This is a genomic window from Nitrosomonas sp. Is37 (assembly GCF_033063275.1).
Taxonomy (GTDB): domain Bacteria; phylum Pseudomonadota; class Gammaproteobacteria; order Burkholderiales; family Nitrosomonadaceae; genus Nitrosomonas.
The window spans coordinates 81,818-103,451 of record NZ_JAWJYP010000003.1 but is presented as its reverse complement, the minus strand read 5'-3'; the positions used below and the strand labels follow the sequence as shown (position 1 = coordinate 103,451).

The window sequence follows — 21,634 nt, the reverse complement described above, 5'->3', positions numbered from 1 at the left end:
AATTTTGTATTTAAGTTGAACAAAAAAGAGATCTTTAAAAATAACTATATTTCAATATGTTGAATAGAGGTTTTAATATTTATGTCTAGAATGTCACAACAAATCTTTGACTTTATAAACATAAAAAAGACAGCCCTGATGGGTCAATGGTTGAAATCAAGCAATTCAACTATAGACCAAGTTAATACGACAAAGCTGAGTAACGCAATCTCTTCAGCACGCAACGCATTAATTGACTCGCAAAAGAAAGATGGTCATTGGTGTTTTCCTTTAGAGGCAGATTGCACGATTCCTGCCGAATACATCCTCATGATGCATTTCATGGATGAAGTAGATATTGTCCTGGAAAACAAACTGGCTCGCTTTATTCGTGAACAACAAGATATGGTGCATGGAGGTTGGGGGCTTTATTATGGCAGTGCATTTGATCAAAGCTGTAGCGTCAAGGCTTATTATGCATTGAAGCTTGTTGGAGATTCTCTCGATGCGCCACATATGGTGCGCGCCCGCTCTACCATTCTGGCACATGGCGGGGCAGCACGTGCCAATGTGTTTACCCGATTATTGTTTGCCATGTATGGTCAGATACCCTGGCGGGGTGTTCCGTTTGTTCCTGTTGAGATTATTTTGTTCCCGCGCTGGTTTTTTTTCCATCTCAGAAAAGTGGCATACTGGTCGCGTACTGTCATGATTCCACTTTCAATTCTCTGTACTTTGAAAGCTAAGGCAGCTAATCCCAGGAACATTCATGTCCGTGAATTATTTACGGTACCTCCCGAAGAGGAACGAGACTATTTCCCAATCCGTACCCCGCTTAATCGATTTTTTTTGTATATGGAACGCTTTGGCGCAAAACTTGAACCTCTGATTCCATCCTTTGTACGGAAAAGGGGATTACGTCGTGCAGAGCAATGGGTGATCGAGCGACTCAACGGAGAATGTGGTTTAGGTGCAATTTTCCCTGCCATGGTCAATGCTTATGAGGCACTGGCGTTACTTGGTTATGCTGACGATCATCCCTATCGCCAGCAATGCCGTTTAGCGCTTCAGGGTTTGCTGGTTGATGAAGGTGAACGTGCATGGTGCCAACCTTGCACCTCCCCGGTTTGGGATACCGTTTTGACCTGTCTTGCCTTACAAGAGGATCGAGAAGCTGATCAGCGACCTATTCGACAAGCCCTTGATTGGCTTATTCCTAATCAAATACTTGATGCTCCTGGGGATTGGCGTGAGAGTCGGCCAGATTTGCCAGGCGGTGGCTGGGCATTTCAGTATGCCAATCCACATTACCCGGATCTGGATGATACTGCAGCGGTTGCTTGGGCGTTGCATCAAGCTGGCTCCGTTGACTATCAAGAGAATGTGAGGCGGGCAGCAGACTGGCTTGCAGGCATGCAATCAAGTAATGGTGGCTTTGCCGCCTTTGACATTGATAATGCTTATTATTATCTGAATGAGGTTCCTTTTGCAGATCACGGTGCGTTACTTGATCCGCCCTCTAGTGACGTGACCGCTCGTTGTACCGGTTTTCTGGCGATGCATGGCGATCAGCGATATAAGCAAGTAGTGGAACGTGGTCTAGCCTATTTATTTAGCGAGCAAGAAACCAGTGGCGCTTGGTTTGGTCGATGGGGAAGCAATTACATTTATGGTACCTGGTCGGTGTTGGAAGCCATGCGGCTAGCAAATGTTGATAAGGAGCATTCGGCTATTCGCAGTGCGGTTCAGTGGTTAAAATCTGTTCAGCGTGATGATGGTGGCTGGGGCGAAACCAATGATACATATTTCGATCCGCAGCGCGCCGGACAATTAGAGCAGGGTACCTCGTTTCAGACTGCTTGGGCATTACTTGGTCTGATGGCTGCTGGAGAAGTACACAACCATGCAGTTGAGAAAGGGATTAAATATTTGATCAAGACGCAGAGTACTGATGGATTATGGTACGAGCCATGGTTTACGGCACCAGGCTTTCCTCGCGTGTTTTATTTGAAATATCATGGTTATTCAAAATATTTCCCCTTGTGGGCGTTGATACGATATCGTGCGCTGACTGGGAGAAATCCTTCGTGAGCCTGGTAGGCATTGTCACGGCAATGCGCGCGGAAGCAAAATGCATCACCCCACGCCGACTGCCTTTCAACGAAATGGTCCATCTCAGAGAAGGAACGGCAATCTGGGTATGTGGTATGGGGAGCGAAGCTGCCCGGCAAGCTGCAGCTGGATTGCGCGACCGAGGGGTATCAGCCCTCATGAGCTTTGGCGTGGCGGGTGCATTGGATGAAACTTTACGTCCTGGTGATCTAGTTCTTCCCGAATGTATCCATGCGGAATATTCTCACCCCGTTACCTTAGAATGGCGTGCCCGCATCATGCAGCATCTGCCTAAGCACGTGAAAGTCGCGGGAGGTACCTTGGCTACCAGTCAGCAGGTGTTGACTTCGGAAGCCGAGAAACGGGAATTTTCTGCAAAAAATGGTGCCTGTGCGGTCGATATGGAAAGCGGGGCCATCGCCGAGATCGCAGCCAATGCGGGTATACCCTTTGTAGCGGTACGTGCTATTACCGATCCTCTCGAGTTTTCCCCTCCACCCACCTTAATGGATGCAGTCTATCCTGATGGCAGTGTGAACGTTCCCCACTTGCTGACATTGATTTTGCGCCGATCCGTCAATGTGAGTACCTTGCTGCGTCTTGCGCCGAGTATGCGTGCGGCCTGCGCTACGCTGCTATCGGTGGTAAAACATGCGGATATCGAACTGGGTGGCACATTTTCACCTCAATATTGAACCTAAAAACCGCCATTGACCGCTTGATTGGTGAGTTAAGCTCATGACATATAGAAGCATTTTCGAGATTTTCTCATTCACCAGAACGGTGAGGCCGCTACGAGGTGCATCGTATATCGCTCCAGGCGCGAATGCGGCGTTGCTCTTCGTTGCAGGGGGTGACCCTGCGGCCTCATCGCGCCTTGCCTCGCACCTGGATCACCGCACGCTCCACTCCGTCCAACGGCGGTTTTTGGGTTGATTTCTTTCACAATAACCGGCTTTTGTCCCCGTGGATAAATCCCATTAGTGGTTGATTAATTCCTCTGCCATAAGCGATCACCTTGAATAATTCACCCATTTCAGCTGGACTGACTAATCTTTGCAATTGATTGGCTAATGGCAAGTATTGGTGAGGAATGTCAGCTGGTGTTTGAGAAAGGATCTCAGTAATACCGCAATTGATCAAGAAGTGTGCTTGGGTGGTATAGCCAAGTAGCTGCAGACCGCTATCCATTGCAACCTCGGTGATCGCGCTAAAATCAACGTGACTGGTGATATCCTGCAATCCTGGCAAATAAAAGGGATCATCGTGAACATGGTGACGATAATGACACATCAGTGTGCCCTGGCTGCGCTGCGGATGATAATACTCGCTTTGTCCAAAGCCATAATCAATCAGCAGAATCACTCCTCGGTGCAGTATCTGCGCCAGACTGCGCATGAAATGTCGATTAGCTAAACTGATTTCACTGAGGTAGCGGAAGGAATCGTGATTCATTGCATCTTTAAATGGTGGTAATTCCTGGGTAATTTCAAACAGCTCTCCGGCAATCAAAGGACGCTCCTGCCATTCAAAAGCCTGCTGATTCCAGGTAACACCGCGTTCGTAGAGATGATGATCTTGCCATACCACCAAATGAACTGGCATAGCATCGAGCACTTCATTGGCCAGCATAAGTCCGTCAAATTCGTATGGCAGGCTGGTAAGCCATTGAACGGATGAAACAAGATGCGGCACATATTTTTCGAATAATTCGCGCTGCCGCTGCTGTAAATCAGCGCTAACTTCCAAGATAAAGTATTGTCTTGGTAAATGGTTCAATTGCTCCAGTTCAAGCAGCAGATCAAGCGCCAGCTTGCCGGAGCCTGCGCCAAACTCCAGAATATCGCTGTAACCAACCAATTCAAATGCCTGCGCAGCCTGCCGCGCGATAGTTTTACCAAATAATGAAGAGATTTCTGGTGCCGTGACAAAATCGCCGGCATAACCAAATTTAGTGGCGCCAGCACTGTAGTAGCCCATACCAGGCGTGTAGAGCGCAGCTTCCATAAAATCGGCAAATGAAATCCAGCCACCTGCGGTATTAATTCTTGTCTGAATAGTGTTTTGTAACGCTTCACTATGTTGAAGTGCGATTTCGCTGGGGGAAGGTAAAGTAATGGGAGGCATGTGGGTGGAACGGTATTGTTTATGGTAGATTATAAAAAAAGATTATAAATGATGTTGCGCATGTGAAAGGGGAATAGTGAATGACTTTGAAAAATAAAGTGATTCTGGTTACAGGCGGGGCGAAACGGGTGGGAGCGGCCATTTGTCGCAAATTGCATGCTCAGGGTGCGAATCTGATGGTACATTACCGCTCTTCACAGAATGATGCACAAATGTTACGACAAACTCTCGAACAAATGCGCCCAGACTCGGTTGAGTTGGTTCAGGCCGATCTACTAGAGATGGAGCGAATTCCAGGTTTGGTTGAGGAAACTGTGCGGCGGTTTGGTAAACTGGATGCATTGGTGAACAATGCTTCCAGTTTCTTTCCTACACCGATTGGTCAGCTGACTGAACAAGCTTGGGTAGATTTGATCGGTAGCAATCTTAAAGCGCCCTTGTTTTTATCCCAAGCAGCGGTACCTTATTTGGAAAAGCAGCACGGTTGCATTGTTAATATCGTGGATATCCATGTGGAACATCCTTTAAAAAACTATGTGATTTATAACGCAGCCAAGGGTGGATTGGCTGCGCTTACTCGATCGCTCGCCTTGGAGCTGGCTCCATTTATTCGTGTCAATGGCGTAGCGCCCGGTCCTATTATGTGGCCAGAGCATGAAGAATGGATTGATCAATCGTTACGCAAAGAGATCATAGACAGGACGCTGCTCAAGCGTATGGGAGAGCCCGAGGATATTGCCAAAGCAGTGTATTTCCTGATTGCGGATGCACCGTTTATTACCGGTCAGATCATTGTAGTGGATGGCGGACGCAGTATCAATTTGTAATGACTTATTCCCTTTCCAAATCAAACATGACGCAAGAGCGAGCCACAGGCAGTATAAATAATACGGCAAGGAGAAGCCGACAAAGTCAGGTTTGATTTAGAAATGGAATAAGATACTGATAATCCCATTCTCAAACTAAGAATGAGGTGGAACTGACAAAGCCATTTTTGATTTAGAATTGGTATCATCCTAAAAGCGGTTTATAGGATGATTAGTTATTCGCCAAACGCATCCCTAATCCACTCTATCTTCTGATCATGATGACCTGTCAGCAGGACGGCATCAAACCGGCAGGGAGGTGTAGCGTTCAATCTGGATAGATAGTGTCGGGCAGCACGAATGAGCTTGCTTTGCTTGGCTGTCGTAATGCTGGCTGCAGCACCGCCAAAGGAATTATTTGATCGCATTCTGACTTCGACGAAAACCAATGTTGCTCCCTCTCGCATGATGAGATCGATTTCACCAAAACGGCAGCGGTAGTTTTTTTCGAGTAGAACCAGGTGCTGACGTTGCAAGAACAGGGCGGCCAAGTGTTCTGCATCATTTCCTTTCATGGTGACTTATTTTTGGAGTCTGAATATGTTGAGGTTGTGCGACAATTCGTATTGGAAAATATAATCCTAGATTCCTCAGTAGGGCGGGATGGAGTGTGTGGTTTTGCGAGTGCAGGGCAAGGCGCAACGACGCGGAATGGTCGTTCCATTCCAAGGAGTTGCAACGCAGCCATGTGCTTGCAAAATCGCGCAATCCGTCCCGTAGCGGAAACACCCAGAAGGTGAGAATGAAATTTATAGGAATGGTTATTATATTCATAATGTTAACATCAAAATGAGCGATCAACTGAGGAATCTAGGATAATTCCATTTCTAAATCAAAGCTGACTTTGTCGGCTTCTCCTTGCCGTATTATTTATACTGTTCGCAGCTCGCTCTTGCGTCATGTTTAATTTGGAAATGAAATAAGAAACCGACCAACATCAAGAATGCTGACCAAAAGCACATTATATGTAGTTGCCACACCGATTGGAAATTTACGCGATATCAGTTTGCGCGCACTGGATGTGTTGGCGGCAGTCGATGTCATTGCGGCTGAGCATATTCATATCACACAACGCTTGCTGGTGCATCACGCGATTCATACCCGGCTGATTACACTGCATCAACACAACGAACGTGCTGCTACCGAGAAAATCATTACTATGCTGGCAGCACAAAAATCAGTTGCTTTGGTAACGGATGCAGGGACCCCCGGTGTTTCTGATCCCGGTGCGCTGTTGATTCATCATGTCAGAGAACAAGGCTATCGGGTCGTACCCATTCCAGGGGCAAATGCAGCCGTGTGTGCGCTCTCGGCCTCGGGCACAGTAGCACCTCATTTTTTATTTTATGGCTTTCTGCCGACTAAGCCCGGTGAACGCAAACGCAAGCTGGAACCATTAAAATCCTTAACATCCTGTATTCTGATTTTTCATGAAGCACCGCATCGCTTGCTGGAATGTGTGACTGACATGATTGCAGTGTTTGGTGAACAGCGTCAGATAACAATTGCCAGGGAACTTACAAAATTATTCGAAACAATTTATACCTCCGATTTGGGTAACGCCCTGACATGGCTGCAATCTGATGAAAATCAGCAAAAGGGTGAATTCATATTGCTACTGTCTCCAGCAGCAATAGAAGATAGCAAACTGATTACCGAGCAGGCAGAACATACGCTGCATATCTTGATGAAAAATTTGCCCTTGAAGCAGGCAGTACAACTGGCAGCCGAGATTACCGGAGAAAACAAGAAAAAGTTGTATGCATTTGCTTTGTCTAAGAAAGAAGCATTATCCAAGCTATCAAAGGACTCGTGACACTTTTATGGGAACAACTCTAACATTTACTCGCCCTGACGATTGGCATTTGCATTTGCGTGATGGCAAGCAAATGCAGGATATCTTGCCTAATACTGCTCGACAGTTTGCCCGAGCGATCATCATGCCCAATCTCAGACCACCGATTGTCACCGTTGAGATGGCAGCAGCCTATCGAGCACGTATTCTTGCGGCCTTGCCGGAGACTATGCAGGAACATTTCGAACCGCTCATGACCCTTTACCTGACTGACAATACTCCTCCAGCAGAAATCAGACGGGCTAAAGAGAGTGGTATTGTGCATGCAGTCAAACTCTATCCCGCTGGTGCGACGACTAACTCCGATGCTGGTGTGACGGATATTGCAAGATGCTTAGCAACCTTAGAAATAATGGAACAGCTTGGCATGCCACTGCTGGTGCATGGTGAAGTAACTGACACTGAGATCGATGTATTCGATCGAGAAAGCGTTTTTATCGATCGGGTGCTGCAGCCGCTTATACAACATTTTCCGAGGCTACGCATCGTATTCGAGCATATCACGACGCGTGAAGCTGTCGAGTTTGTACGTGCAGCCCCGGAAAACATCGCGGCTACTATCACTGCTCATCACTTGTTGCTCAATCGCAATGCTCTATTTTTAGGTGGAATTCACCCCCATCATTATTGTTTGCCTGTTTTGAAACGGCAAACTCACCGCCTTGCCTTGATTGAGGCCGCGACCAGTGGTCATCCCAAATTCTTCCTTGGCACAGATAGTGCTCCGCATCCAGTATCGAATAAGGAAAGTGCATGTGGATGTGCGGGTATTTATACTGCCCATGCAGCGATTGAATTTTACGCAGAAGCCTTTGAACAAGCAGGTGCGCTGGATAAGCTGGAAGCATTTGCCAGCTTTCATGGTGCGGATTTTTACCGCCTACCGCGTAATACTGATCGTGTGACCCTGATCAAGGAAAGCTGGAAAATTCCTGAGCAACTGAAATTTGGGGAAGAATCACTGGTTCCGCTGCGCTCGGGTGAATACCTTTCCTGGAAGATATTGGTTTGAACCTAAATTCCTTAGTTGATCACTCATGTGGGTATTAACATTATGAATATTATAATCTTTTCGTCCCGTCCAACTAAGGAATCCAGGTTGAATGGATTTGTTGAAGGGAGAAAAATGAATCAGTACTCCATTTTTACTTTATCCGTTTCTTCTAATAGCTGAACATCGAATAAGATTTCACTATCTCGGGATGATAGTTTTTTTCCTTCAAAATTCCACCATCCGCCACCCAGCGCCACAAATAAAGCGGCAGTGTCTTGGAAACGCAAGGCTAATGTTTGGAGGTAGTTTAACTTGCTTTGAAAATACTGACTTTGTGTAATTAAAACTTGTTGGTAATTAACGAGACCCGCCTGATAATTAGTCTGCATTAACTGTATCCTTTCTTCCACTAAATTAAGTTCTTGTGATTGATGTTGCAGTGCTTCAGCGTCATACTTCAATGCAAGCAAAACATCAGCCACCTGACCTAAGGCATCAAGGATAGTTTGACGATATTGTGCACGGGATTGTTCATAGGCATCGATTGCCGCTTTACGCTGAAACCATAAGATGCCACCACGAAATAACGGTGCAACAAAATTGGTGCCGATGCTCCAGAAGTTACCACTACTTAGAAAAATGTCCAGGAGATTGCGGTTATTTTGACCATAAGTACCACTCAAGGTGAAACTGGGAAACATCGCTGCAGTAGCAATACCAATATTAGCACTGTTTTCATGTAACTGAGCCTCAGCCAGTAAAATATCAGGGCGCTGGCGTACCAAGCTGGAAGGTAGCGTCAGGGGTAGGTTAGTGGGCAATGAGAGGTCAGCCAAATCTATTCTTGGAAGCTCACGTTCTCCTGGGAGCTGACCGATCAATGTAGCAAGTAGGTGCTCCGCTTGGCTGTACTTTTGTTTGAGCAGGGGGAGCGAGGCCTCCAGTACTTCGAGCTGTGTTCTCAAGTTGACTAGACTTTCGTAGGTGATGATGCCTGCTTGCAACTGGAATTCAGTAAGCTTGATTTGCGCTTGCTGTGATTCAATCAATTGCTGGGTTGTTTGAATCTGAGCTTCGTAACCTGCCCGGGCAATCACGGTATTCACTATATTGCCAATTAAAGTCAAATAGGTAGCTAGTACTGTATAGCGTTGCATATCCCTCTTGGCGCTGAGGCTCTCTACAGTACGCCGCTGGCCTCCAAATACATCTAGGGTATAACTAACGGTGGCAGAAAGTGTGTAAAGATTGAATACTGCGCTAGCAGGGATCCCAAAGCGAGCAGTCGAGAATTTTTGGCGACTTACCCCTCCTGTGAGATCAATCTGCGGATAGAAAGTCCCGTAACCTGCACGCAAATTATCCTGGCTTTGCTGTAAAGCTGCCTGTGCCGCTTGTAAGGTTGAATTATTGGTGATTGCCTCCTTCACCAATGCATCTAGTTTAGGAGACTTGAATAACTGCCACCAATCAGCCGCAATCTCAGCACCGTGCTCAAAATACTGGATCTGATCATCTACCGAGACAGTCTCTTGCAATTGTTTGCCAGGTATATAGCGATCAGTTTCTGGTGGTTGCGGGCGAACAAAATCGGGTCCAACAGCACAACCTGTAGCTGTCAGTAGCCAGACTACCCAAAGTCCGCCTACTATGCACTTTGCCTTGACATGAAAAAAATGTTCGTACATTTACGGGTCCTCGTTCTCCAACGTACGCCCTTTCTTTCAAGATCCATTATTATTCCATTCCTAAATTAAACCTGACTTTGTCGGCTTTATCTTGCCGTATTATTTATACTGTCTGCGGCTCGTCTTCGCGTCATGGCGTCATATTTGATTTGGAAATGGAATTAATGGTCTTGGGTTTTCGCTATCATTCACTCTCTTCGATATAAACATCTACCAGCTGACCAGGGTATAACTGAAAATCCTTTGGTCTTTCAAACTGAAAAAGAACCGGTAATACTCTGACATCCACTCGTTCTGTTCGTTGATTCGATAATTGGATCTTTGGTGAAACATAGGGTTGCAAACGAATGAATTGCAGAGGAACACGAATGTTGGTACCTCGAATCGACATTTGCGCATTCATTTTTGATCCATCAGGAAGTCGGTGAATCAGGATCTCATCGACATAGCATCTAACGGCCAGATTGTCTTCTGCATTACCCATGGCAATAATGGGTTTGAAATTTTCTGTGTAGGTATCATAGACACCTTGTGGTGATATATGGCTACCCACTGCAGCTCTTATTGACAGGATGACGCCATTGACTGGTGCTCTAATAGTATACTTGGCCAGCAAAGCACTGCCAGCCTGATAAGCTTTGGATAAAGCGATGTATTGCCGTTCCTGGCTTTGGATATCGTAACTCCAGGCTCCAGCCTTAATCAGATTGTAATTTCTCTGGGCAATCTCAAGACTGGCCTTGGCAACCTTGGCGGCATTGATCGCATTATCCAGACTATCTTTGCTGACCGATTTGGGATCCATGTCATGGGAGTTTTGCAGTTTTTCTAATTGGGTTTCAGCAGTTTTTAGATTTGCTCTCGCAAAATCCAGTTGCGCTTTAGAAACCTCCAGAACTTCTTTTCTCGGTTGGGCTTTTAATTCTTCCAGCAACGCATAGGCTGCCTCGGATTGTGCACGTTGTTGCTCCACAGTTGCGCGTTGAATTGAGTCATCTATTTGGAGTAAAGACTCTCCCTGCTTAACGGCTTGTCCTTCAGCCACCAAAATTTGAGTAATGACGCCTGCAACTTCTGGATAAAGATTGATATTTTCTCCTGTGGGTTGATAGCTCTCGATAATGCCCGTCGAGTAGATCCCCTTGGCATAAGGGTTGGGCGCCGGATTGAAAAGAGGTGGTTGTGGTTTCTTTTGTGTACTGAATAGATAGGCGCTCACCCAACCAGCAATAACTCCGCATATGGCAATGACGATAATGATCTGGTTTCTCAATCATTTCTCCCTTGCTCGATACCGACAATTTTGCCATCCTCCATTCTCATCATCCTGTCGGCATACTCAAAAATACGATTATCGTGAGTAACAATCAATATACATCGCTTATCTGTGAGAATGTTGTTTTTCACAAAATCCATGATACGCCGTCCGGTATCCCCATCCAGCGAGGCGGTGGGCTCATCAAAGATCATTAAATCCGGTTGACTGACCAAAGCTCTAGCTAATGCAACACGTTGCTGCTCCCCACCGCTCAACTTCACCGGCGGAAGATCCGCCTTATTTTTGAGCCCTACAATCTCTAAGTAATGTGCTGCTTCTTTGATGGATTCATCCCAGTTCTGTTTTTTCAGGATTAGAGGAATAGCGACATTCTCGGCTGTAGTGAGACGCGGAAAGAGATGATAATCCTGGAAAACAAAGCCAACTTTGTTTAATCGGAATTCAGCGATCTGATCTGGTGTCAGCTTCCAGATATCCACACCATCTATTGCTACGGTTCCCGAATTTGGACGTAGCACACCAGAAATCATACTCAATAATGTCGTTTTTCCGCTTCCTGATGGCCCTACAATAAATAATATTTCCCCGAAGTAAGCTTCGAAACTGACCTCTCTTACCGCAAAGGTTCTGAGATCACCTTCACCAAACCATTTCGTTAATTCATTAGCAGAGATTGCAGGCTTCACGTCATTATTTAATTTATAAAAAACTGGAATAATTAAATCAGGTAATGCTTATGGCCGTTTTATCTGACAAGATAGCATTTCCATAATTAAACTCATTCATTCTATGAGCTATATTTTGACTATCCGATTTTGAAGTCAGTTTGATTCAGCTTCTAAAAATGTCGAAAGGCTCAATCTTTAACACCTTCCTTATTCCAACATAACTCGAGATTCCAGCGATGATCAGAACCATTACAAACGCAAAAGACAGGGTAGTAAAAGTAATATTGGCGGAATAATCTGGAACCTTGAGTTTTGCGATGGTGATGATAAGAGTACAAAAACCCACTCCTAATCCATATCCAATACCCGCTGCGAGTGCAGCTTGAAAAAGAATCATATAAACGAGTTCTTTTCCCTTGATACCGATTGCCTTCAGTGCACCAAATTTTTCGAGATTTTCCAGTATGAAGGTATAGAATGTTTGTCCTGATATTGATAGGCCGACCAGGAAGCTCACAATCGTCATGATGAAAATATTTGTTCCCAGCCCGGTTTTATATTTATAATAATCGGAAATTTTTTGCATGAATTCTACTTCGGTGAGTGCCTCATATCCCAACTGCTTGACTTGGTTTTGAATATGGGGAATTGCGTCATTACTTTTCGGTTCAACGAGAATAAAAGCAATCGTATATCGTGTTGATGGGATATACTGAATCGCTCTACTATATGTCGTATAAAGAGTAGGAATTCCGAATAAGCCGCTACTTGCTACTTTGGCGATACCCACGATAACGCCGCGATGATCATTAAGCTCAAAATCTGTGCCTAAGCGAGGATTTTCTAATTTGGAAATTTCTGTATCCTCAACAACGATGAAGGCATTTTCAGCATAGATATCTTCAATCTTACCCTCGATCAGTTCAGGGCGGCCGACTAGACTATTATCATCTAAGCCTAAAACAGTAACGGATTGGAATGTTCCACTTTTAAGCTTGACTAATGCACCCCCGGAATATAATGGAACAGCATATTTGACACCATCAATGCTGCGAACGGCATCAAGTACATAATCGGGCATAGGGATGCTGCTTGCAACGTTATTTACTGCTGGATCTAGCACCCATACTTGAGCTCCCAGGTTAATGACTGTTGAGGAAGCTTTTGTGAGGATACCAGTAAATATGGATGTCATCTGTACCATGAGAAACACGGCAAAAGTAATTCCCACCAATAAGGCGGCATATTTACCTTTGTCGTTTACGAGAAGCTTAAAGGCAAGTTTCAGAATCCCTTTCATTTGCCATCCCCTCTAATAGACTCATTATGTGAGCAATCGACATGGATGATGAACACTGCAACGTGCATCCATCATGGGTAATGAATCTTGGTTATCTTGGGCGATTATCGCATCTTTTCCATTAATCGTTCATGCAGTATTTTCTTATTTTTGGTTGGAGGGATTTGTCAGTTTTTCATGGTACGAATTTTTTCCGTACACTAATTTACATTGATCGTATTTCACTAATATCAAAGAGAGTCTGAAAATACCTGAGCAACTCAAATTAGGGGGAGCGATTGATTTTGCTGAGGGCGAGTGAGAGTATCTCTTATTCCATTTCTAAATCAAACTATTCATTTGATTTTTTTGGTTTTTTTACATTTTAATTTTCTGATAGAGTCAGGTGAAGATTATTGGCTGACTTGCCTGGGAGGAGGGGAGGCTGGCTGGCTAGAATGTCGCTGGTGTTTTATGCCAGCGACAGACAGAAATTTACATATGGCTTTGTAACCAGTTCTGAATACCAACCTTTTGCATGACATCTAATTGTGTTTCCAGCCAATCGATATGCTCTTCTGTATCTTCAAGAATATGTTCAAAAATTTCTCGCGAAACATAATCCTGAGCTGTTTCACAGGCAGCAATCGCAGCGAGCAGTGTTTTACGTGCGGTATTTTCCAGAGTGAGATCACAAGCCACGCATTCCTGCGGCGATTCGCCGATCAAAAGCTTCTCTAGATCCTGTAAATTGGGTAATCCATCCAGGAATAAGATACGCTCAATGAGTTTGTCAGCGTGTTTCATTTCCTCGATAGATTCGTGATATTCATACTCGCCGAGTTTGTTAAATCCCCAGTTTTTATACATCCGGGCATGGAGAAAATACTGATTGATCGCGGTTAATTCATTTAATAGCTGACGATTTAACCAATTAATAATGTCTGCATTCCCTTTCATAATTGTTTCCTTAGACAGGTTGACTCGGAGTAGGGTTAGGTGCCAGGGGGATGGGTCGGTGTTTCTTGCATTAACGCTTGATCGAGCACATTTTTTGCGTGGCAGGCACAGATGCCACACTGTTCGGTAATACCCAGACTGACTTTAAGATCACGCATCCGTTCAGCGCCTTGAAGAACAGCTTCGCGAATTGCATGATCAGTAACCCCCTTGCAGACACAAATATACATGAAATACGCCTTTTGTCGATTGGTTTGAAAGTTGTTTGCTCTTATAAATATAAAGAAAACAATATTGTTAATGAGAATTATTATTAATTATATTTGCTTTTATAGAAAAAATGCAAACTATTATTATTGTCTTGTAAGCCTCTGTTTAATTTTCAGATTTTTTGTTTGTACTTCCTGCGCCATTTAAAATACGCAGTACGAGATCAGAAGTAGAAATGCCCGGTGTATAGTCGATTTCTTTAATCATATGGTGTGGTAGCGTCATGCATAATTTATATTTTTCTATTAGCTCCTCCTCAGAAGCGCAGGCAAACGTATAAATTGCAAAGCCGTGTTTTTCCATAAACTCTGGCGTTGTATGAACGGGGCTCTCAGTTATAACCGCGTCAACGTACTTGCAAGCGGAAACGACTGCAGCACGCTCAGCCTGAGTCATGACTGGGAGTTTTCGTTTATTTTCAAGAACCCGCGCGTCTGAAACGACACAAACCGTTAAATGAGTGCCCAGTGCGCGTGCTTCCCGTAAGAAATTGACGTGACCCTCATGAAACAAATCCGCCACCATCCGCGTATAAACACGCTTCTGGGGTCGATTCCTAGGCCATGATGGAATGTCCTGGCCTAAATATGATATTGCTCTTTCTAGCCATTGGCGACTGCGCAAAATGGTTACATCATCAGGATCTTTCAGAGCTATTTGGTGAGCATAAGACCATGCTTTGATCAGATCTCCTGATAGCCAACGCTGAGTTAGACGGTGGTAAGCATAGCATCGTACCAACAGAGTAAATTTTTCAAGATTTAATGCAGATATGACCGTATCCCAATAGGGATTCGGGGTACGCCAATCACCATAGAAGGCAGTTAAAATTTTCTCGGGGGGTTGAGGGAACCATACATTCCCATACTCTGTGCTGTGTTGTATTAAATCGAATTTAGGAAAGACTGAAACCCGTTGATATTCTGCCGGGTGATCTGGCAAAGAGAAGCCTCCTATGATTTTATGATCACTTCTATGCTGTAGACCACATAGATCAAGGGTTATTCCAATTTCTGAGTGCACATAATCGCGGTAATTGCTGTAGTCGAAACCCATTGGTACCTTGGACCATCCCATTTTTTCAAGGGTCTTGCAGCATGCTTCCCAGGATTCAATCCATACTGCAATATCCAGATCCTTATCAAACTCTAGCAGATGACCATTACGAACTAAACCGAGCAAGGTACCAGCAAAAGGAAAAGCAGGTATTCCTTGTGATGCCAATTCTGCACAGGTTGTCCATAACAACTGTTCAGCTTTGCCAGAGGTGAAAATATTTTCTGTATCTGCCTGTTCTTTCGTTTGTTTCTTTCTAGCTGGAGCTTTCCCAGATTTGGCTAATGACGTCAAATGATTTAGTGCGGTAGTAAAGTGAGCATGAGCCGCTGTCAAGTCAAGTAAGAGAAAGCTTGCTGTTCCCATTAGTTGCGCCCAGCGAGCTTTCTGGAAATCACCTTGGACATGGTTATAGATATTTGCCGCATAGGCAGGAACATCCAATGCTCGTCCAGCTCGCATTGCCATGGAGCACCATAATTTGGCAACATCAGGTGACAATGGATGCTCATCTTTTAAGGGATCAAGTATTTTGGCTGCCTCATTTAGATTGCCGGTATAAATAAGATCCTGTGCGTGCTGTAAGGTGCTCTTAAATTTCTCAGTCATAGTAATTAATGATCACGATTTAATTCATATTATTCTTGTATTCTACTTATTATTTGTTAATATTGAGAATCACTCTCATTATTAAATATATAATGATCTAGAAAAATTTATTTTAGTATACAAGGAGATATAACTAAATGGCTATTAATAAGGAACTGCGTCCCAATCTTAGCAACTCTGGAAATGTTTTTGAGATAATCGATGGTATCCAATTTCTCGGTTTTGGTTCCGGTGGATTTGGTAAAGATGATTTTCTGATTATTGGTGACGAATTGGATAACTTCCTTGAAGGTGGAATCGGTCATGACGAGATAGAGGGGGGTGATGGAAATGATACTCTAGTGGGTGGAGGTAACAATGATACATTGGATGGCGATGCCGGTAATGACGTGCTCGATGGCCAGGGGGGAACCGATAAGCTATTTGGTGGCGCTGGCGATGATATTCTGCTTGCCGGCGACGGCCATGATCAGTTGACTGGAGGGAGTGGGAGCGACACATTTGGTTTTTATGCATTGGGTCATTTTCGGGTGAAAGATTTCACTATTGGTGAAGATCGCTTATTTTTTGATTCTGAAAAACTTGGAATTAATAGTATCGAGCAACTTGTTCCATTTATAACAGATATTAAGGAAAGAGCGGATGGGGTTACCGTTGAATTTGGGTCAGAAGCATCGATCGATCTTGTCGGTATCCATTTAAACGATATTACGGCAGATATGGTCGTCTTTAATCTTTAAGGGATCTTTCGCCAATCACCAAATGCATTCAGTTTGTAACGAAATATTTTCATATTGAGAAATATTTAATCTACGAAGATTGCTGCGCTTACGCGGCACACCTGTTGATTCTTGGTCTGGTTGAAAAAGAAATACTCAGAGCAGCAAGGATACTGTCTTGATGCTCATCCGGCATGGTAAGTGGATAATACGCTTACCATGACGCGTTTGATAATGAAAGATTAATCGTCGCCAAGCAACCAGAGCATTATTCATGGTGATAGTTATTGAGGTATCATCATGGGCGACCTTCCCAATGATCCAGAGGATCAAGCAGGAGATACTATTAACGCAATTAAACATTAAATCAGAAATTATTTACTATAATTTTTCCTCCTGAAATAACAAGATCGGGATACTCAAGTTTTTTCAAATTATCAGTTGGGTTGCCTTTTATCGCAATGATATCGGCTGGAGCGCCTGGTTGCAAAGTTCCTAGAAATGGTATATTCAAATGCTGACCAGCTTTTGATGTCGCAGCTTGTAAAACCTCTATTAAATCCATTTTCGCCATCTGTCTCATATAGATAAGTTCTTGTGCATCTATCCCCCAGGGAATGTCTGGATGGGCAATCTCGGATCCATATAAGAATTTCCCACCCAATGCTGCCCAAGTGCTCGCATTGTGGCTAACACCTATACATTTAGACAATGTGTCGAATGTGCTAATTATTTTCACATTCTGTGACACTGCCTTCTTTAAGAGGTGATCAGGAATTATTTCGCAGGGTATGTGGGCCCATTCATCGATACCTGCATCAATAGCAATTTGTGCACCTTTAATTTCTGCAATATGTGCTGTTACTCTGCGATCATTTTTATGTGCTTCATCCACAATTGCTTTAACAATTTCTTCTGATAATAGCGGCCATGTTTGTTTCGAATGAGAAGCGGTATGTTTAGGTAGATTGTGATGGCCATTATGTCCCCTGTTTGGTATCTCATGATGATGGTCATGATGAGCAGACCAAGGGGCACCTTTTTCGCCACCAGGTTCCAAAGCAATCTTGATAACAATAGAGCCCTGATTAATAAGTTCGCGAACCACTTTTCGCGCTTCTTCTTCGGATGAAGCAGTGATTGCGATATCTTTGTCACCAAGGATTGGAATAGGATAGCCATTTGGCGCTGTAATGATTGGGCCAGAGGTGAGGACACGTAAATTTCCGTTACCACCATAAGGCTGATGTACCGGGCCGCCTACATCTCGAATGGTAGTTATTCCGTGTTTCAGAACAGTCTCAACGGGTACTTTTTGATAAGAGAGATGTGCGTGTAATTCGATAAAGCCTGGTAGTAGAGTTGCGTCACCAAGATTAATAACTGTCGCATCACTATTAAGCTGGAATAATTCGCGCGAATCGACTTGAGTTATGTATCCATCCGTTATCAACACAGAGACATTTGTTCTGAACTTATCGCCATCGAAAATGCGAGTAGCATGGAGCAGGATCGATTTCGGTTTTGTATCTTGTGCCAGGGAAATGGCAGCAGTAAAACCTGCTAGCACAATAAATAGTAGGAATTGGATGTATTTAATAGAGCCGAAAGTCAGTTTTATTGAGGTATCATTCATTTATTGCTTCCTTAGTGGGGTTATTGATTCAGTGTAATAATGCGCTCAACAATGATTGGGTTTGATTATGTCGACTAGAATGCAAAGTGCCGCCATAAGAAAGAAATTACCCCATGCGGTTTCGACTAACTCCTCTTTCCCCTCATTGGTTTTATAGCAGCTTCCCCAAAATATTCCTGAATCCATTCTGATTTTATTATCTGGGTAATCATCATTTTTATAAAAACCGGTGAAAAATGGACTGCGAATAATCGCAGTAATCAGTCGATGGGCTTGGAGGCGCCATTGATATCCATCAGGCAGAAGATCGGCTAAAGAAAGCATCGCCAGAGAAGCGATCACAGAGGCGGACGGATCATAGAGCCCTGATGAATTATCCAATCGATCTGGGGGAAGCGGATCTGGACGTGAATTCTTCCAATACTCACAAGCAGAGTGAGCATATGTTAAATAAGGTTCTCCCCATTGCGCCGCTGCACGACATAATCCCAACATTCCCCAGGCTTGACCGCGTGACCAGATACCCGCTTCATCGGTTGTTTGAAAATTACCTCGGCTAAAATATGCGGTCGTGTGGAATGCACCGTCGTGGTAGCATGCAGCTAACGTTGTTTCTGCATGAAGTTGAGAGATGATTTGATGTTGATATTTCTCGCTACGACTGAATAGCTGGATTAGCGCAGCCAAGCTGTCAATAGCGATGCGTCGGTTACCCTCTGTTCCGCTGCCCATTGCAGTGCCGAGAGGCATGCACCTGATCTTTGGGTCATAGGTTACTGCGAGGGCAGGAATTGATTTTGCTGCCAGCTCATGCGCTTGATCATCACCAAACCAGAGATCACCAAGCGATGCACCATACCAGAAAATAAAACTGCGGTTTATGGAATCAATGCTTAGTTTCGATGATAAACGTCCACAAATATCAGATGCTTTACGCTGATCAGCCTCGGATGCTGTTATTCGGGAACGTAACCACCAAAGTGCGCCCCAGAATCCTCCAATCCACGAACCCCCAGGTGAAATAATCCATTGACTGGTTTTGCCTAGAGAGTAAAGGGGGAAACCATTATTACAAATCGAATCAATATGTCCCATACGATGGATCAATAATTCGATTGCAGATTGTATTTCTGTATTAGTCAGCAATACTTGATCAGCGTCGTTAAATGCCGTGAGAGAAGAATCTTGCTCAGAAAACCAAATTGAAGTCTGCCCAGAATGAATTTGCATTTTTTTTTCCTTGGAAGTTATTTTTGATGACGCTGCCACCGAAGGCATGCCCGTAATACAATCTCAATGACAAATGTTTATTAAATGTATGCATCAAACTAATGTCGACCAACTGACCTACATCACTATTGCCTCCCGCAGGACTCCCGGAATAGCCAAATTCGCCTGAATTCAGCGACGCTCCCAGCCCGCGGTATATAAGATCATGGGAATTGGTCAGAGATAGTTGATGCAAGTTAATATTGACCTGAGTCTTTGGTGCAGGTGATGCAATGATCTCGAGAAAGAGATCTTGAATATTCATCAGGTTATAGAATGGAAATTTTGCAAAGATGCGTCCGCTCGGAACCATTGAAAAGAAGGTTTGGTGCTTATTATCTCCTGGATTTCCATCACCCGAGCTTTGATAGTAGATGGCACGTAACCATGGCTTGAAGGGCAATTTGATCCATTGATAGCCTAACTCAGCGGAGACTGCCCAGGCTTCATGCTTCTGATCGGTCCAGTCACCAAACTGATAGACACTCCACAATAAAGCATCCAGGCTGCCTGATTCGAATTGATGAAGAGAGAGCAAATGAGTACCTAATGTATGGATATTCAAGCGCTCATTATTTAACCTGGGCCTTGCAGCGAGCGGGCGATTATCTACTACCTGAGTGTTACGTTTGTCATCATAGTTTATATAAAATAATCGAGCTTCAGTTCCTGGTAGCAGGACATCTTTCTTACTGGTTAAGGCGGTATAAAAAATGTTGATATCGCTAATCTGCTTTTGTCCCTCTACGGATAGAATTCCTTGAGTAGGGCGAACCCCGCTGATTGTCCAATTGAATGCAGGCTTATCATAAATAGCTGAAATGCCGTCAAAACTGCGTCCTATATAGACTGCATTGAATCCCCCTATAAGACGCTGTGCAATACGCCTCTGTTTAAGACCATCGAATTTGTCTACCCCGGAACTATATTCCATGCCTTCCATATAGGCGAAACGACCAGCCTTCAAAGATGCGCCTGGTAATCCAAGGGAACCAAACTTAAAATTAAGATAACCCTGATTTAGATAAATATTGCTAATGTTAGTCGATTGATTTAGCTGGAAATAGCCGGCGCCAAGCCCTAAAGATCCGCCTGGTTTAGCAACTGCATTATCGGGAAGTCCGTAGAGACCGATATACTGGCCTTGTACGTATCCATCTACATAGGGGGTCGTGAGTAACGCGCCTAGTCTCGCGCGCAACACCCATAAATCATATGAATTGTTATTGTTGATGGCCGGTTCTGGACGGAAGAAATCCCATAATTCATAGCTCCCCATAAATTCGCCATTTATGCGAAAGTATTTATTGATTTGACCGAAAGCTTTATCCTCTTGTGCAAATACTTCGCTGGTTTGCAACAAAGCGCCGACAGCGTTATAAATAATTAACAATTGCAATAATTTTTCGGTAACTGATACAACTTTTTGATGAAATTTTACTATTTGAAAAATCATGAAATTAATAACTTCTAAAGATGGTACATCTATCGCAAGCTGGCAAAGTGGAGCTGGCGATTCGTTACTACTTGTGCATGGAACCAGTGGTGATCATTCAGTCTGGACATCTGTATTGCCTTTGCTAGAGCAGCACTGCAATGTGTGGACCATCGATCGACGCGGCCGAGGCTCGAGTGGCGATGCATCCGAGTATGCTCTCGAGCAAGAAAGCGAAGATATCGCTGCAGTGATTGATGCAATTGATGCTCATACCTGTCTTATTGGTCATTCCTTCGGGGGACTTTGTGCATTGGAAGCTGCTCTTTTAACTCCAAACATCAATGGGCTTGTTCTCTATGAACCCTCTATTTCTCTAGCAGGAAGTGGCTGGTCCCCGAAAATTGAGGCTAGCTTAAAAACCCGGCTAGAGGCAGGAAGTCTGGAAGAAACTTTATTGATCTTCTTTAATGAAATCGTCAAAATATCTCCTCAAGAGCTTGCAGCCATGCAGGCGAGCCCGCATTGGGCAGGACGAGTGGCGGCAGCTCATACAATTTTGCGTGAGTTGCAAAGCGTAGATAGATATACATTCGAGCCTCAACGTTTCTATTCTCTGCAGATTCCGGTTTTACTTCTTGTGGGTGAAAATAGCCCTAAACGGCGGTATCTCACAGCAGAAATACTCCATCAACATTTACCTGGCAGTCGGATCAAAATCCTTCCTGGGCAACAACATGGCGCAATGAGAACGGCACCCGATTTGTTTGTTCATGAAATTCTAGAATTCATAAAAATCATCAAGGATTTCAATTTGCGGGAATGAAATTTAC

The 21,634-nt window shown here is 44.1% G+C and carries 20 protein-coding genes; 8 read left to right on the top strand and 12 right to left on the bottom strand.

Going from position 1 to position 21,634, the window contains the following annotated elements:
- The first annotated feature begins 81 nt into the window (after window positions 1–81).
- The 3 genes from shc to R2Q26_RS02475 are packed head-to-tail and all read left to right on the top strand — an operon-like array spanning window position 82 to window position 3,027.
- On the top strand, window positions 82–2,070 hold the full coding sequence (gene shc, locus R2Q26_RS02485; RefSeq protein WP_317534826.1) for a squalene--hopene cyclase: 1,989 nt from the start codon (window positions 82–84) through the stop codon (window positions 2,068–2,070).
- Complete coding sequence (locus R2Q26_RS02480; protein ID WP_317534825.1) at window positions 2,067–2,786, top strand: phosphorylase; 720 nt, start codon at window positions 2,067–2,069, stop codon at window positions 2,784–2,786. The genes shc and R2Q26_RS02480 overlap by 4 nt, the downstream gene beginning before the upstream one ends.
- Before the next feature lie 43 nt (window positions 2,787–2,829).
- On the top strand, window positions 2,830–3,027 hold the full coding sequence (locus tag R2Q26_RS02475) for a hypothetical protein (protein WP_317534824.1): 198 nt from the start codon (window positions 2,830–2,832) through the stop codon (window positions 3,025–3,027).
- Window positions 3,028–3,033: 6 nt separating this feature from the next.
- On the opposite strand, the gene R2Q26_RS02470 is transcribed toward R2Q26_RS02475, so the two are convergent.
- Window positions 3,034–4,218: a class I SAM-dependent methyltransferase gene (locus R2Q26_RS02470; RefSeq protein WP_317534823.1), complete on the bottom strand. Its 1,185-nt coding sequence runs from the start codon at window positions 4,216–4,218 to the stop codon at window positions 3,034–3,036.
- A gap of 86 nt (window positions 4,219–4,304) precedes the next feature.
- On the opposite strand from R2Q26_RS02470, the gene R2Q26_RS02465 reads away from it, so the two are divergent.
- Entirely contained in the window at window positions 4,305–5,045 is a 741-nt protein-coding gene (locus R2Q26_RS02465; RefSeq protein WP_317534864.1) for a pteridine reductase, read from the top strand.
- A 215-nt stretch (window positions 5,046–5,260) separates the two neighbouring features.
- Here the strand turns inward: R2Q26_RS02465 and R2Q26_RS02460 are convergent, their stop codons facing one another.
- Window positions 5,261–5,599 (bottom strand): YraN family protein, encoded by a 339-nt coding sequence (locus R2Q26_RS02460; protein ID WP_090567183.1) that lies wholly within the window; start codon window positions 5,597–5,599, stop codon window positions 5,261–5,263.
- Between the two features lie 428 nt (window positions 5,600–6,027).
- On the opposite strand from R2Q26_RS02460, the gene rsmI reads away from it, so the two are divergent.
- Both rsmI and pyrC read left to right on the top strand, forming a co-directional pair.
- Complete coding sequence (rsmI, locus tag R2Q26_RS02455) at window positions 6,028–6,900, top strand: 16S rRNA (cytidine(1402)-2'-O)-methyltransferase (protein ID WP_317534822.1); 873 nt, start codon at window positions 6,028–6,030, stop codon at window positions 6,898–6,900.
- A 7-nt stretch (window positions 6,901–6,907) separates the two neighbouring features.
- Window positions 6,908–7,951, top strand: a complete 1,044-nt coding sequence (pyrC, locus tag R2Q26_RS02450; RefSeq protein WP_317534821.1) for a dihydroorotase — start codon at window positions 6,908–6,910, stop codon at window positions 7,949–7,951.
- 119 nt (window positions 7,952–8,070) lie between these two features.
- On the opposite strand, the gene R2Q26_RS02445 is transcribed toward pyrC, so the two are convergent.
- The 7 genes from R2Q26_RS02445 to R2Q26_RS02415 form a co-directional block, all read right to left on the bottom strand.
- Complete coding sequence (locus R2Q26_RS02445) at window positions 8,071–9,621, bottom strand: efflux transporter outer membrane subunit (protein WP_317534820.1); 1,551 nt, start codon at window positions 9,619–9,621, stop codon at window positions 8,071–8,073.
- Between the two features lie 184 nt (window positions 9,622–9,805).
- Window positions 9,806–10,894, bottom strand: coding sequence for an HlyD family secretion protein (locus R2Q26_RS02440; protein WP_317534819.1), 1,089 nt, complete (start codon window positions 10,892–10,894; stop codon window positions 9,806–9,808).
- The gene (locus R2Q26_RS02435) at window positions 10,891–11,586 is read right to left on the bottom strand and encodes an ABC transporter ATP-binding protein (protein ID WP_317534818.1); all 696 of its coding nucleotides are present in this window, start codon (window positions 11,584–11,586) and stop codon (window positions 10,891–10,893) included. The genes R2Q26_RS02440 and R2Q26_RS02435 overlap by 4 nt, the downstream gene beginning before the upstream one ends.
- A 145-nt stretch (window positions 11,587–11,731) precedes the next feature.
- Window positions 11,732–12,868: an ABC transporter permease gene (locus R2Q26_RS02430; RefSeq protein ID WP_090567157.1), complete on the bottom strand. Its 1,137-nt coding sequence runs from the start codon at window positions 12,866–12,868 to the stop codon at window positions 11,732–11,734.
- A 474-nt stretch (window positions 12,869–13,342) separates the two neighbouring features.
- On the bottom strand, window positions 13,343–13,807 hold the full coding sequence (gene bfr / locus R2Q26_RS02425) for a bacterioferritin (RefSeq protein WP_090567155.1): 465 nt from the start codon (window positions 13,805–13,807) through the stop codon (window positions 13,343–13,345).
- A gap of 35 nt (window positions 13,808–13,842) precedes the next feature.
- On the bottom strand, window positions 13,843–14,037 hold the full coding sequence (locus tag R2Q26_RS02420) for a (2Fe-2S)-binding protein (protein WP_090567152.1): 195 nt from the start codon (window positions 14,035–14,037) through the stop codon (window positions 13,843–13,845).
- A gap of 145 nt (window positions 14,038–14,182) precedes the next feature.
- Window positions 14,183–15,742: an adenylyltransferase/cytidyltransferase family protein gene (locus tag R2Q26_RS02415; RefSeq protein WP_317534817.1), complete on the bottom strand. Its 1,560-nt coding sequence runs from the start codon at window positions 15,740–15,742 to the stop codon at window positions 14,183–14,185.
- A gap of 137 nt (window positions 15,743–15,879) precedes the next feature.
- Here R2Q26_RS02415 and R2Q26_RS02410 point away from each other — a divergent pair, with 137 nt between their 5' ends.
- Window positions 15,880–16,482 (top strand): hemolysin expression modulating protein, encoded by a 603-nt coding sequence (locus R2Q26_RS02410; RefSeq protein ID WP_317534816.1) that lies wholly within the window; start codon window positions 15,880–15,882, stop codon window positions 16,480–16,482.
- Between the two features lie 346 nt (window positions 16,483–16,828).
- Here the strand turns inward: R2Q26_RS02410 and R2Q26_RS02405 are convergent, their stop codons facing one another.
- From R2Q26_RS02405 to R2Q26_RS02395, 3 genes are read right to left on the bottom strand one after another with little or no spacing between them, the layout of a single operon-like run.
- Window positions 16,829–18,097 carry an amidohydrolase family protein gene (locus tag R2Q26_RS02405; RefSeq protein WP_317534815.1) on the bottom strand — a complete coding sequence of 423 codons (1,269 nt, stop codon included), beginning with the start codon at window positions 18,095–18,097 and terminating at the stop codon, window positions 16,829–16,831.
- Window positions 18,098–18,142: 45 nt separating this feature from the next.
- On the bottom strand, window positions 18,143–19,327 hold the full coding sequence (locus tag R2Q26_RS02400; RefSeq protein WP_317534814.1) for a glucuronyl hydrolase: 1,185 nt from the start codon (window positions 19,325–19,327) through the stop codon (window positions 18,143–18,145).
- The gene (locus R2Q26_RS02395) at window positions 19,287–20,822 is read right to left on the bottom strand and encodes an alginate export family protein (RefSeq protein ID WP_317534813.1); all 1,536 of its coding nucleotides are present in this window, start codon (window positions 20,820–20,822) and stop codon (window positions 19,287–19,289) included. The genes R2Q26_RS02400 and R2Q26_RS02395 overlap by 41 nt, the downstream gene beginning before the upstream one ends.
- On the opposite strand from R2Q26_RS02395, the gene R2Q26_RS02390 reads away from it, so the two are divergent.
- Complete coding sequence (locus tag R2Q26_RS02390) at window positions 20,821–21,627, top strand: alpha/beta hydrolase (RefSeq protein ID WP_317534812.1); 807 nt, start codon at window positions 20,821–20,823, stop codon at window positions 21,625–21,627. The genes R2Q26_RS02395 and R2Q26_RS02390 overlap by 2 nt on opposite strands.
- The last annotated feature ends 7 nt before the right edge of the window (window positions 21,628–21,634 follow it).

Bases quoted from the DNA above. Each gene is read 5' to 3' on its own strand.
- rsmI (WP_317534822.1), top strand. From the start codon at position 6,028: ATGCTGACCAAAAGCACATTATATGTAGTTGCCACACCGATTGGAAAT.
- bfr (WP_090567155.1), bottom strand. From the start codon at position 13,807: ATGAAAGGGAATGCAGACATTATTAATTGGTTAAATCGTCAGCTATTA.
- R2Q26_RS02405 (WP_317534815.1), bottom strand. From the start codon at position 18,097: ATGAATGATACCTCAATAAAACTGACTTTCGGCTCTATTAAATACATC.
- pyrC (WP_317534821.1), top strand. From the start codon at position 6,908: ATGGGAACAACTCTAACATTTACTCGCCCTGACGATTGGCATTTGCAT.
- R2Q26_RS02470 (WP_317534823.1), bottom strand. From the start codon at position 4,218: ATGCCTCCCATTACTTTACCTTCCCCCAGCGAAATCGCACTTCAACAT.
- R2Q26_RS02415 (WP_317534817.1), bottom strand. From the start codon at position 15,742: ATGACTGAGAAATTTAAGAGCACCTTACAGCACGCACAGGATCTTATT.
- R2Q26_RS02400 (WP_317534814.1), bottom strand. From the start codon at position 19,327: ATGCAAATTCATTCTGGGCAGACTTCAATTTGGTTTTCTGAGCAAGAT.
- R2Q26_RS02475 (WP_317534824.1), top strand. From the start codon at position 2,830: ATGACATATAGAAGCATTTTCGAGATTTTCTCATTCACCAGAACGGTG.
- R2Q26_RS02420 (WP_090567152.1), bottom strand. From the start codon at position 14,037: ATGTATATTTGTGTCTGCAAGGGGGTTACTGATCATGCAATTCGCGAA.
- R2Q26_RS02390 (WP_317534812.1), top strand. From the start codon at position 20,821: ATGAAATTAATAACTTCTAAAGATGGTACATCTATCGCAAGCTGGCAA.
- shc (WP_317534826.1), top strand. From the start codon at position 82: ATGTCTAGAATGTCACAACAAATCTTTGACTTTATAAACATAAAAAAG.
- R2Q26_RS02445 (WP_317534820.1), bottom strand. From the start codon at position 9,621: ATGTACGAACATTTTTTTCATGTCAAGGCAAAGTGCATAGTAGGCGGA.
- R2Q26_RS02430 (WP_090567157.1), bottom strand. From the start codon at position 12,868: ATGAAAGGGATTCTGAAACTTGCCTTTAAGCTTCTCGTAAACGACAAA.
- R2Q26_RS02460 (WP_090567183.1), bottom strand. From the start codon at position 5,599: ATGAAAGGAAATGATGCAGAACACTTGGCCGCCCTGTTCTTGCAACGT.
- R2Q26_RS02410 (WP_317534816.1), top strand. From the start codon at position 15,880: ATGGCTATTAATAAGGAACTGCGTCCCAATCTTAGCAACTCTGGAAAT.
- R2Q26_RS02395 (WP_317534813.1), bottom strand. From the start codon at position 20,822: ATGATTTTTCAAATAGTAAAATTTCATCAAAAAGTTGTATCAGTTACC.